This window comes from Veillonella parvula (assembly GCF_032577575.1).
Taxonomy (GTDB): domain Bacteria; phylum Bacillota; class Negativicutes; order Veillonellales; family Veillonellaceae; genus Veillonella.
Window position 1 is genome coordinate 116,481 of sequence record NZ_JAWFVO010000003.1, and the last position, 12,619, is coordinate 129,099.

The 12,619-nt window shown below is 41.4% G+C and carries 9 protein-coding genes; 8 read left to right on the forward strand and 1 reads right to left on the reverse strand.

What is annotated here, in order from left to right:
- The first annotated feature begins 309 nt into the window (after positions 1-309).
- The gene (sfsA, locus tag E7K77_RS06395) at positions 310-1,572 is read left to right on the forward strand and encodes a DNA/RNA nuclease SfsA (protein WP_325306244.1); all 1,263 of its coding nucleotides are present in this window, start codon (positions 310-312) and stop codon (positions 1,570-1,572) included.
- 222 nt (positions 1,573-1,794) lie between these two features.
- Positions 1,795-2,592: a hypothetical protein gene (locus E7K77_RS06400; RefSeq protein WP_024060918.1), complete on the forward strand. Its 798-nt coding sequence runs from the start codon at positions 1,795-1,797 to the stop codon at positions 2,590-2,592.
- Between the two features lie 131 nt (positions 2,593-2,723).
- On the opposite strand, the gene E7K77_RS06405 is transcribed toward E7K77_RS06400, so the two are convergent.
- Positions 2,724-3,965: an MFS transporter gene (locus tag E7K77_RS06405; protein ID WP_278451868.1), complete on the reverse strand. Its 1,242-nt coding sequence runs from the start codon at positions 3,963-3,965 to the stop codon at positions 2,724-2,726.
- Between the two features lie 259 nt (positions 3,966-4,224).
- Between E7K77_RS06405 and gyrA the strand changes: the two genes are divergently transcribed.
- From gyrA to E7K77_RS06435, 6 genes are all read left to right on the forward strand, one after another.
- A complete protein-coding gene (gene gyrA / locus E7K77_RS06410; RefSeq protein WP_325306243.1) occupies positions 4,225-6,693 on the forward strand; it encodes a DNA gyrase subunit A in 2,469 nt (822 codons plus the stop codon).
- Positions 6,694-6,773: 80 nt separating this feature from the next.
- Positions 6,774-7,145, forward strand: coding sequence for a hypothetical protein (locus E7K77_RS06415; RefSeq protein WP_004694430.1), 372 nt, complete (start codon positions 6,774-6,776; stop codon positions 7,143-7,145).
- A 285-nt stretch (positions 7,146-7,430) separates the two neighbouring features.
- Complete coding sequence (locus tag E7K77_RS06420; protein WP_325306242.1) at positions 7,431-8,474, forward strand: Fic family protein; 1,044 nt, start codon at positions 7,431-7,433, stop codon at positions 8,472-8,474.
- Between the two features lie 94 nt (positions 8,475-8,568).
- Entirely contained in the window at positions 8,569-8,943 is a 375-nt protein-coding gene (locus E7K77_RS06425) for a hypothetical protein (protein WP_004694437.1), read from the forward strand.
- A 324-nt stretch (positions 8,944-9,267) separates the two neighbouring features.
- Positions 9,268-10,698: a [FeFe] hydrogenase, group A gene (locus E7K77_RS06430; protein ID WP_325306241.1), complete on the forward strand. Its 1,431-nt coding sequence runs from the start codon at positions 9,268-9,270 to the stop codon at positions 10,696-10,698.
- Between the two features lie 392 nt (positions 10,699-11,090).
- A complete protein-coding gene (locus tag E7K77_RS06435) occupies positions 11,091-12,239 on the forward strand; it encodes a glycoside hydrolase family 3 N-terminal domain-containing protein (RefSeq protein ID WP_038150453.1) in 1,149 nt (382 codons plus the stop codon).
- The last annotated feature ends 380 nt before the right edge of the window (positions 12,240-12,619 follow it).

Consider the following 12,619-nt stretch of genomic DNA (forward strand, 5'->3'; position numbering starts at 1 on the left):
TTTACGCCCTAGGGTTTTGTGAAAGCTTCGCACATATATACGGACAAGTGGGATGAGATCAACTAGGCGATGCCTCATCAAAACCCGGCGTAATGATCAGTATGGGTATTTAGAATACTGACCCGACGCTCTTAGTATAAACCATTTTAACAAACAATAATGTAACTCAAGCTACAAAAATAGAACTTTTTTAATATTAATTATTGATTGTTTACTAACTATCATTATATACGATACTGTTTACAGATGAAACCCAAGGTTACATATCGTATAATAGACATATAGAATGTTCTTGATGTAGGAGAAACGATGAAAGTCCTTTACGATACTATTTTAAAAGCAACATATATAGGTCGCCCGAACCGTTTTGTGGTGACTTTAGATTTGAATGGTGAAAGTGTACTCGCTCATTTGCCAAATCCGGGCCGCATGTGGGAGCTCTTGTTTACGGGGGTAACGATGTACATCGTGCCTCACGATAAACCGGATGCGAAGACGAAATATCGCGTGGTAGGCATCGAGCGCGATGGCGTTGTTATCATGCTCGATACAAACTACAGCAACGATGTGGCGCAACATTTGATTGAAAATAAATGTATCCCTGGTTGGGAGGAGTGGCGCGTAGTGAGGCGGGAATATACGGTTAAACTACATGGCACATCATCTCGATTTGACTTGCTCCTCACCAATGATAAGGGGGATGAGTTTTTATTAGAGGTTAAGTCCTGCACCTTGTTTTCCAAGACGGGAGCCATGTTCCCTGATGCTATTACAGAGCGAGGCCGCAAGCATTTATTGCATCTGAAAGAATTACAAAACGAAGGCTACCACACGGGTGTTCTATTCCTCGTACAATGGGACCAAGCGCAGTGGTTCTTGCCAGATTATCATACGGATTTGGAATTTGCTAAAACCTTTAAAGAGGTGGCACCTTCATTAGATTGGAAAGCTGTGGCTGTGGCGTGGGATGAGACTTTCACCATGCCTACGGTGACACATGAATGTTCCTATCCTAGTTATATCCTCGACACAGAGGCTCATGATAGTGGCGTGTATGTGATGGTCATGCACCTTGATCACGATTTAGATCTCGAAATCGGTTCTAAAAGGATGATGCATTTCAAACCTGGTTACTATATGTACGTTGGTTCCGCGAAGGCAAATTTAACGAAACGCATTGAACGTCATAAACGAAAACGGAAGAAAATGCATTGGCATCTAGATTACTTCCGCGGTCACTGTGAAATGATAGCGGGCTTGCCGATTCGTACTAGTGGGCGGCCGCAGGCTATGACAATTTCTGCTCAGGAACGGCGTAAAGGTAAACTCTCTGATGATTCGGCTGCTCGTGAAAGCACAGATGTAGATTTAACCAAAATTGACGTAGAATGTGCTCTCGCTGATGCGGTGCGAGCTATTGCGGAATGGAATGTACCGAACTTTGGGTGTAGCGACTGTGACTGCAACAGCCATCTATTCGGAATGAGTGAAAATCCGATACACAATAAAAAATTTATGAACGTAATAGAAAATTACAGGATGAATATGCTAGATGAACTAGTTAATAGGTAATTATTATTGATGGGGCCCGAGAACTATATACGTAATTAATTAAAAAGTGCTATTACCTATCTCTTCGCTCCATAGTGACCTAAGTCGCTCATCAATAGGTAATAGCACTTTTTAAAACACTAGCTATAGAGGTGTCCCATCAATAATAATATAGTCCTATCCATAGTTATCCCAGCATATTCATTCTATAGTTTCTACATAGAGAGAGGGGAGGTTTTGTGTATGAGGTTGTTTGTTAAGTTTGTGTTGTTAGGTATCGTTGGTGTTTGTAGTGTTGTGTTGAGTGGTTGTTCTTTCATTTGGACGACGGAGAATGGTGATCCTGCTACACCAGAGGATATCAAGTCTAGCGTGGAGAAAGAGTTCTCAGTTGTGCATCCGAATCTTGTTCTTCAGTCATCTGTGGTGGAGAAGGAGAAGCCATTCCAGCGAAATGTGTATGTGTTTTATGATGAAAGTAATGGTATTTCTTTTACTACAAATTCTGTAGTCAAGCGGCCAACATTGCCGGCCCCTGGTGGCGAGCGAAAAAATGATGCGGATTTTGCGTATGCTGATGCATATTTGAATCATTTGAATGGTAGGGTTAGCAATTTAACTAAACAGTATGGTATGCAAACGGCTACGGTTGATGAGCAGCATATGCTAATGGATTCTAAATTAAAACGACGTGCTGGACAGAGTGATGTATCTTTATTTGATGAAGGAGAATTTATATTTGTAGATGATACCGTGAAGGGTGCTGATATGGTAGCAGTGTTAAAGGGGATTTATAATCTCTACTCGCCAAATAATGATAAACACTTATTGAGTGCTTCGTACGGTCGCAAGGTTACCTTCTATTACTTACCTAAAGGTGAGGTAGATAAAACAAAGGCTCAGTATATAAAAGGGTTCCGATTCCTCAGTAAAAACAAAGATTGGCGAGAGACATTGTTAGAAAATTATGGTAGTGAAAGTATGGATACACAACAGTTGGAACGTAATCTAGCCAGTAGTTTACAAGCTATGGTTAAGTAAATAGCAATTGTTGTTTAGTACATATCTATTATTAATAAGTAAGCCTCGACTGTATTATTAAGATTGAAATTAACAATATATACAAACGACGTGTAGTATTATCTACACGTCGTTTGTATATATGAGCTATTTTATTTTTCGTTCAATACTATAGGATGTTTCTTTTGTGTTTCTTTCATAATGAAAGCGATGAAAACTAATGTAGCCTCAAAGGTAACAACAACGATGTCTAGAGCAATCATATGTCCCCATGTACTAGTGAGCCAACCCATGAATGGACCAGAGAAGAAGGATAGGAAATAGCTAGAGGCCCCTACGAGACCTGTAGCAAGGCCAATTTGTTTGTGGCTGACACCATCTTGTGCGATTGTATAGCCTAGTACATAAATGGCATGAAGGCCAATTCCCATAATCGCACCAACGATATATAAGAGAATAGAGGCTTTAGGGATGAAGTGAAATACTAGAATGCCGCAGATTGTATTTAACAAAGCTAGTGCCACGATGGTTGGCTTGCGACCAAACTTATCGGCGAAGAAGCCTAGAATTACGCCGGAGAGACCGCCTATGCCGTATACCATACCAAAGAATTGCCCTGCTTCTGCAGCACTAAAGCCTTTAAAGGTCATAAATAAGTATGGTCCCATGGAAGCAAAGCCCCAATAAGGTACGATATTTAAAATTTGAATAAGAATGGCAAGCCATACAATCTTATTAGTCCCTACCGTCTTTATTGCTTCAATAAGATTCATACCTTTCACATCTGTAGAGCTGTCGGTGTATTTTTTACGGAAACCAAAGTAGAGTAATGCGCCGAATAGAGCGGTAACTAAGCCCATATTGAGCAGACCGTGGGTCCAATCGCCCGTTGCAGAGAGACTATATCCATAATAGGCAGGTCCTACATAAGCGCCAATGGAGTAGAAAGTCATCATGAGCCCGTTGAGCATAGCCCTTGCGGCGGGGAAGATGGAACCTGCTACTGAGTACATGACGATATTCCAGATACCTTCAGCCATGCCAAAGATGGTGCGGGCTAAACCTACTTGAATGGCATCAGAGGCTTTGGTTACAATCGCTGTCATAATACCAAGGAAAATCATACTAGATACAAGTAAACGTTTGCGACCAAATCTATCGGCTAAATAACCTGCCGGAATATCGATAATTGCTTGACCTAGTGTAAATATAGTACCAATGGTGCCTACCTCAATTGGGGTTAATGCTAACTGCGCCGCAATGGCTTTTAAACCGACACTAAAGGATAGTCGATTTGCTGAGTAGAATGCATAGCCTACAGCGAGTAAGATTAATTGGACCCATATGATCATGGGGATTTTAGGAATATGAAATTTTGATTTCTCGTCGTTCATATGTATCGCCTTTCATGAACCTATATACAATGAGAATTTATATGTATATAGAAAAAGAATAATAATAAAGTAATGTTATTTTATCAAGAAATAAGGGCTTTTTAAAGTAAATTCTATAGAATTAATTACAGCTATGCAACAGTTGTACAATTGGGCCATGTAATGGGAAGAAACTTTTACAAAATATAGCGTTAAAACTGCAAAAATGCTATAATTATATGATGAATTAGTATCAGTGTTAGTAAAATGAGGTGAGATTGTGGCAGACCAACAATGGTCCCACGGGAATATTCATCCCGTTCAGATTGATAAAGAAATGAAGAATGCGTACATCGATTATGCAATGTCCGTAATCGTTATGCGTGCGCTTCCAGATGTGCGCGATGGCTTGAAACCAGTACATCGTCGTATTTTGTATGCGATGCATGAAACAGGCATGACGCCAAATAAACCGTACAAGAAATCCGCTCGTATCGTCGGTGACGTACTCGGTAAGTATCATCCACATGGTGATAGCTCCGTTTACGATGCAACGGTTCGTTTGGCACAGGATTTCAATACGCGCTACCTTTTGGTAGACGGTCACGGTAACTTTGGTTCCATCGACGGCGATAGTGCCGCTGCGATGCGTTATACCGAAGTACGTATGGCGAAGATTACAACAGAAATGCTTGCCGATATCGACAAGGAAACTGTTAATTTTATGCCGAACTATGATGAAAGCTTGCAAGAACCAACAGTATTGCCAGCGAAGATTCCAAATCTTCTCATCAATGGTTCCAGCGGTATCGCTGTAGGGATGGCGACAAATATTCCACCACATAACCTCAACGAGGTGTGTAATGGCCTTACTATGCTCATCGATAATCCAGAGGTAACTGTGGAAGAATTGATGACTGCTATTAAAGGCCCAGACTTCCCGACTGGGGCGCTCATTTTGGGCCGGGAAGGCATCAAAAAAGCGTACTCCACAGGTCGTGGTAGCGTTAAAATGCGTGCTCGTGCGACCATCGAAGAGATGTCTAAGGGCAAGCATAAAATCGTAGTGACTGAGATTCCGTACCAAGTTAATAAGGCTCGTGTTATTGAAACAATTGCGAACTTGAGCCGTGATAAGGTGATCGATGGCATCACAGCACTTCGCGATGAATCTGACCGTCAAGGTATGCGCATCGTTATCGAATTGCGCGCTGATGTGCAACCAGACATCGTTCTTAACAAATTATATAAACACACTCAATTACAAGAATCTTTCGGCGTGATTATGCTGGCCCTCGTGGATGGTCATCCTCGCGTATTGAATTTGAAAGAAGTATTGGGTTATTACTTAGATCACCGTCTCGATGTTATCGTACGCCGCACTCAATTCGAGCTTAACAAAGCCGAAGCGCGTGCACACATCTTGGAAGGCTTATTGATCGCTCTCGATCACATCGATGAAGTTATCGCTACAATCCGCAGTTCTCAAACTGACGAAATCGCACGTAACGCATTGATGCAAAAATTCGGGCTTTCAGAGAAACAAGCGGTAGCCATCCTCGACATGCGTTTACGCCGTTTAACAGGCTTGGAACGCGAAAAAATCGAAGAGGAATACAAGGAATTGTTGGCATTGATCGAAGATTTGAAAGCTATCTTGGCTAGCGAAGCGCGTCAACGTCAAATCATCAAAGACGAACTCGATGATATGAAGAAAAAATACGGCGACCCTCGTCGTTCTGAAATCACGATTGATACGTCCGACCTTGATGTAGAAGACCTCATCGCTGACGAAGAGATGGTTATTACCTTGACTAAACAAGGTTACATCAAACGAATGAACGCGAACGTATATCGCAACCAACATAAAGGCGGCGCTGGCGTTATCGGCATGAAGACGAAGGAAGACGATTATGTAACGCAGATTATGCATGTGCGGACCCATAATACATTGCTATTCTTCACATCTGCAGGCCGTGCATATCGCCTCAAGGCGTACGAAGTGCCAGAAGCAGGCTCCCGCAACTCTCGCGGTACCGCTATGGTTAACGTATTGCCGCTCGCTGTAGGTGAATCCGTTACGACTATGATCGACCTTGAACGTGTCCATGAAGATGTAAATTTATTCATGGTCACTGAGTTCGGCGTTGTAAAACGTACAGCTATTGAAGAATACCGCAATATCCGTCGTTCTGGCCTCAATGCAATTAATCTCGACGAAGGCGATCGTTTGATTTCCGTTAACGTAACGACTGGCAACCAAGATATCTTGATTGGCACTAAGTTGGGTATCGCTATTCGCTTCAGCGAACATGATGTGCGCCTCATGAAACGGGCGGCTCACGGCGTGCGCGGCATTAAATTGAATGCAGGCGACGTAGTTGTAGGCGCTGGTGTTCTTAATACTGATGAAAGTGAAGCACAAGTGTTTACTATCTCTGAAGAAGGTTTTGGTAAACGCAATGATGCGGAAGCTTATACATTGCAAAAACGCGGTGGTAAAGGCTCTAAGAACTTCAAGATTACGAACAAAACCGGCGATGTAGTAGCCGTAGAAGTTGTTCATAACGATGACGAAGTCATGCTTATTTCTGAGCAAGGTAAAATCATCCGCTTCAATATGAATGACATCGCTGTGAAGAAGGGCAAAGCTATCTCTGGTGTGAAAACACAAAATCTCGACGAAGGTGATAAGGTAGCTAGTATTGCTGTTATTCCAGGCGCTGAAATCGAAGAAGAAGTAGAATAATATAAAACACTATATTAACTATTGAGTAATTATGGGCGACCATCTAAGATGGTCGCCTCTAGTGTTGGGGGAGTTTAAAAATGAAAAAATGGTTAGCTGCTATGTTTGCAGCAGGGGTTTTCTTTGTAGGTGGCTTTGGTCAAGCTAGTGCTGCTGACTGGTACTATATTGATGCTGATGCTGACGATGCGGCATGGTTTATTGACAACTCGTCTGTATATAAAACAGATGATGCGGCTACAGTACTTGTTAAAATCAACAATGTTGAAGGCTTTACATATATTTACACAGTACGGATTGATCGCAAAGAAAAAACATGGACAGAACTTGATACAACAGTATATAGCAATGCTGGTATAGCATTGTTATCCAGTAAAGAAGCACAAAAACCTACGAAAATTGAACCGGATACCATGGGGGCGGAAGTTATGCAGGCCCTATGGGGGAAATAATCCAACAATTTAATAGAAGCTGATATTCGCTCTGTCTATTTAGATACTCAGAACGTATAAGTAGCCCCGAACTATCCTGAAAGCCTCCATAGTGACCTAAGTCGTTTTCAGAATAGTTCGGGGCTTTCTATATTATTAGTACTCTTACAGGGCGAATATCAGTTTTCAAATTCGTTGGATTACACACGGTAGAGGCATAGAGAATTATTTATTCCCTTATTTTATGGTATAATGTAAGGGAATAATTTTATTTATAAGGGATTAGAGCGGAATGGAGGTGTGTGTATGCGTCGTTTTGAGTATGGTCAGATTCAATTTTTGTCGTGGGATATGGATATTTTGAGTCTTATTGCGGGGATTTATCGGGCAAATGGCAAGGAGGAGGTTTTGCTTTCACAGAGTCCTGCCATATTAGATTCGCTTGTGGAGTTGGCAAAGGTACAGAGTACAGAGGCTTCAAATGCGATTGAAGGGATTGTGACGACGAGTACACGTCTCCGGCAGTTGGTGGCTGACAAGACGACACCTCGTAATCGGGATGAGCAGGAAATAATGGGATATCGCGATGCATTGAATGTTATCCATAAGAGTTATGATTCTATATCGTTGTCTCGGAACCATATTTTACAGTTGCACAAGATTTTGTATAATTACCAGTTTAATGCACGTGGTGGGCAGTTAAAGAGCTTACAGAATTATATTAGTGCTACGTATCCAGATGGTCGAACAGAGGTATTATTTACTCCACTAGCACCTTATGAAACGGCGGAGGCTCTCGATCAGATTTGCGCGGAATATAATCGGGTTGTAGGTAATGGCGAGGTGGAACCACTTCTAGCGATTCCCATTTTTATTCATGACTTTTTATGTATTCACCCTTTTAATGATGGAAATGGTCGCATGAGTCGATTGCTGACGACGTTATTGCTGTATCGAAGTGGTTTTATGGTTGGTAAATATGTGTCCTTAGAGGCTAAAATTGCAGCAAATAAGGACATGTATTATGCGGCTTTACGCGAGTCTAGTGGTGCGTGGTATGGTGAAAGCTCCTGTCCTACGGCTTTCATTCGGTATTGGTTACAAATGTTATTGGCCGCTTATCATGATTTTGAGGAGCGCAGTGCTTTGCTAGTAAATAGCGGTTCTGCGATGAATCAGGTGCAAGCTGCCATCGATAGGCATTTAGGGGCTTTCACAAAGCAAGATATTAGAGAATGGTGTCCAAATATCAGCGATAGTGCTATTGAAGGTGCAGTGCGTACACTTGTAAGAAAAGGCAGTATCCAGCGTAAGGGTGGTGGCCGTTCGACCTATTATGTGAAGCTTTAAGATTCGAGTCCATAAGTTTGTCTTTCATAAAATATTTAGTTTTCCCTTATATACTAGTTTGTATATTTTTGTATTTTCTTTGAGAGGTATTAATATGAAAAAAACATTGGCAGCTGTTTTGGCAGCAGGCGCATTATTAATCGGCGGTATTGGTAGTGTTGATGCGGCTAATTGGTATACAGTAGGCACTGATAGCAATGGTGTTACTTGGTCTATCGACAATGATTCTGTTAAAAAAGACGATAAAAAAGCGGTAATGGATATTAAAGCGATGGACTACGAAGGGTACCACTACATCGTGACTGAAGAGTTCAATCATAAAAAACGGGAAGTTAAGGATCTTAAGGTGACTCTTTATAACCCACAAGGTTATGTTGTGAAAGAGGAACAAGTTAATAAAAATAGCCGTAAAGTTGAGCCAGGTACGCCTGCGTATGCTGTATTCCAACTTATTTGGGGCGGTAAATAATTGAATCCTACAGACGAGTACACTATTGATTAGTACAGGCTTGTTTAGATTGAATGATTTTGTGAAAGCTTCACTTGCGCACGTTCTTTTAAAGAGCGTGCGTTTTTTAGGTGAATTATTCATCTTTCTATGGTAAAATGTGATTTATATTACACTTTTTCGGAGATTTTGTGCAAAAGTGTAACAATTCTACATAGTATAAACTTTCACCATAGCGTATACTATAGGTAAGATGCAGAAGTATGGCTTGGGCGTAGTGCTCCGTAGTTTGGCATATTTCGCCCCAATAGGTTTGGTAGTTATAGTTTGTTAGAGGAGGTCCTCATGTCTCAATACGAATTTATCGATAAACGCGTGCCGATTGCACTCGACAATCCATCCATTTATCACGACATTTCCAAGTGTAAAAACTGTACGTTATGCCGTCGCGCTTGTGCGGATGTAATGAGCGTACTTGATTACTACGACCTTGATGCAAACGGCGATGTGCCTGTATGTATCCATTGCGGTCAATGTGCGGCAGCATGCCCATTCGACTCTATGCATGCTAAATCCGAGCTTGAAAAGGTAAAAGCAGCCCTTGCTGATCCTGAAAAAATCGTCGTAATTCAAACAGCTCCAGCTGTTCGTGTAGCAATTGGTGAAGGCTTCGGTTATGAACCGGGCACATTCTTGGAAGGTAAAATGGTCGGTGCCTTGCGTGCACTTGGTGCAGACTATGTAGTAGATACTAACTTTGGTGCGGACTTAACCATTATGGAGGAAGCATCCGAGCTTGTAGAACGCCTTAAAAATGGCGGACAAATTCCTCAGTTTACAAGCTGCTGCCCAGCGTGGGTACGCTTTGCGGAAATCTATTTCCCTGAGTTGATTCCTAACTTGTCTTCTACACGTTCTTGTATCGCTATGGAAGCGGCTATGATTAAAACTTACTTTGCAGAGAAAAAAGGCATCGATCCTCGCAACATTGTGTCCGTATCTGTAAACCCTTGTACTGCTAAAAAAGCAGAAACAAAACGAGAAGAAGAAAATGCAGCGGCTCGTTATCATAATGATGACTCCCTTGGCATGGATACAGATATTTCCATCACAACTCGTGAGTTCATCCGTTGGATTCAAGAGGAAAACCTCGACTTCAATGCCATTGAAGATTCTAAATTTGATGATTTAATCGGTATGGAAACTGGTGCATCCATTATCTTCGGTAACACCGGTGGTGTTATGGAAGCAGCGATGCGTACGGCTTACAAGCTCATCACTGATAAAGAGCCACCTCCATATGCGTTGACTCACCTCGAGGACGTTCGCGGTATGGAAGGCGTAAAAGAGGCGACTGTTCAATTGGGTGATGATGTAACATTGTCGGTTGCCGTTGTTCACGGTGGTAAAAATACACGTGACTTTTTGAATGCTTTGAAAGAAAACGGTAAACATTATGACTTCATTGAAGTTATGGCGTGCCCAGGTGGCTGTATCGGTGGCGGTGGTCAACCGCGTACTAAATTGCCTCAAGCGGTTAAAACTAAGGAAGCTCGTATCGGCGGCCTTTACGAAGCTGACGAAAACTATAAATGGGTTGCGTCCTATGAAAATGAAGAAATTCAAACATTGTACAAAGATTTCTTAGGCGAACCATTGGGTCACAAGGCGCACGAACTTTTACACACACACTACACAGATCGTAGCGCGGTTCTTGGTACTCGTAAAGACGTAACACCTAAAACATGTCCAACATCCCCTAAATTTAAAGGTTAATGATAGCCGATTGCTTAAATATGGTGCAAGTAAACATATAGTAGCGTTTGCTATTTAGGGTACAACAATATAAAATAGAAAATCCTACGGGTCATGAGTGACTTGATACTCACGTAGCCTTTTGTTACAGTGCGGTCACTTTTTAAACGATTCGTAGGATTTTTTTATATAATTATTCAAAATTCACATATTTTTACTGTATAACTTTATTATAATAATTCAGTATAAAAAAAATTATTTTATTATGAGGAAAAGATGAATCATTTAGTGTATAATATAAAAATATACTGTACGGATCAAGAGGGGACTTATGGGTGTTGCATTGGGAGAGCAACATAGAAAGCCCATAATATTCATAATATTGCGTAAGCATTAAGGAGCTTTTAGGAGAGATGAACCAGTTTTTTCGGCGGGTCCTGAGTGGCCTTGCCTTACTAGTTGCTGTCGTTGGTACAACTGGATGCCAACATGAGAGTCAGGCAGAACAAGAAACGGTACGAACTGTATCGTACCGTGCCGTCCTGGAGTCCGACAAACCCGTGTCTGAAAAGGTGGACACTTGGATTGCGGCCATGTCTCAAGAGGATAAGGTGGGGCAGCTGATGATGATCAGCCTTCATGGTAGTACGATAGGACAATCCCAAAAGGATGTGATTCGAAAATACCGTGTCAGTGGCGTGATGCTAACGAATGAAAATCTTATTAATAAGAACCAAGTGAAAACTTTCACCAGCGATATTATGCAAACGGCGATAACCTCTAGCATGGTGACACCCTATATTGCGGTGCATCGTGATCGCATATTGCATGGGAATGAAAGTTTCTTGCGGTTGCCGAAGCCCAATCGGTGGGGGCAATTGCCTATGGATCGTATCATTAATTTGGCCACGCGATCTGCTATTGAAATGCGGGATATGGGCTTTAACTTGGTTATTGGGCCTAATGCTAACCTTGGTGTACCGAATATGTCCTATACATCGGACCCCACGTGGGCAGGTCATATAAACCTTGCCATGGTGGAGCGTTACCAAATTAATCATATGTGGTCCGCTTATAACTACTTTCCGGCAGTGACCTTAGGGGATGCGTCCTTTGGTTCAGCTAATGAGGCGAAAGCGTATCTCAGCAATAATGATGTAGCCGTCTTTAAACGGCTCATTGCGCAGACAACGGCGAATAGCTATATGCTTGTGATGAGCCACATTCAGATTCCTGCTATCGATAATGAACACTTGGCGAGTTCCTCTAAGCCGATTATTGATGGTTGGCTTCGCAAGGAGCTTGGTTATAAAGGTATCGTTATGACGGACCGTATCGATGTGGGTGCGTTGCAATCCAATCAAAAGATAGGCGATTACGCTGTGGCTTCCATTTTGGCGGGCAGTGACCTCATTCTTGTTGATGCGGATACGATTCATATCGATGAAGTCCATCGTGCGCTGACGCAAGCGGTGGCGGATGGAACGATTACGACCGAGCGGCTTAACGAATCGGTTAAGCGCATCTTATTGATGAAAATGCAAACGCAAATGGATCCATAAGATATTTAGGAATATTAGATTTTGTAATTAGGAATTTACGAATTAGATATTTACAAGTTAGATATTTACTATTAAGAAACTTAGTATAAGAAAATTCGGTAACAATTTAATATACTTTATATGCAAATGACGTGCTATACCTCTCAGGTAGCACGTCATTTTTAAAATATATAGATTAAATTATACATATTAAACTATATAGATTAAAATCTATAGTTTAATATGTATAGCTTATAATGTATAACTTATATAACCACGCCTTATAGGATATGTTGATATCAAATGTATATGAAAATAAAGTAATCATAAGGCCTTTTATGATGATAAGGCAACATGTATCGCATAAAAGCTCTGATTTGATGCGTAAAAAAATTAACATA

Bases quoted from the DNA above. Each gene is read 5' to 3' on its own strand.
- sfsA (WP_325306244.1), top strand. From the start codon at position 310: ATGAAAGTCCTTTACGATACTATTTTAAAAGCAACATATATAGGTCGC.
- E7K77_RS06400 (WP_024060918.1), top strand. From the start codon at position 1,795: ATGAGGTTGTTTGTTAAGTTTGTGTTGTTAGGTATCGTTGGTGTTTGT.
- E7K77_RS06405 (WP_278451868.1), bottom strand. From the start codon at position 3,965: ATGAACGACGAGAAATCAAAATTTCATATTCCTAAAATCCCCATGATC.
- E7K77_RS06415 (WP_004694430.1), top strand. From the start codon at position 6,774: ATGAAAAAATGGTTAGCTGCTATGTTTGCAGCAGGGGTTTTCTTTGTA.
- E7K77_RS06420 (WP_325306242.1), top strand. From the start codon at position 7,431: ATGCGTCGTTTTGAGTATGGTCAGATTCAATTTTTGTCGTGGGATATG.
- E7K77_RS06425 (WP_004694437.1), top strand. From the start codon at position 8,569: ATGAAAAAAACATTGGCAGCTGTTTTGGCAGCAGGCGCATTATTAATC.
- E7K77_RS06430 (WP_325306241.1), top strand. From the start codon at position 9,268: ATGTCTCAATACGAATTTATCGATAAACGCGTGCCGATTGCACTCGAC.
- E7K77_RS06435 (WP_038150453.1), top strand. From the start codon at position 11,091: ATGAACCAGTTTTTTCGGCGGGTCCTGAGTGGCCTTGCCTTACTAGTT.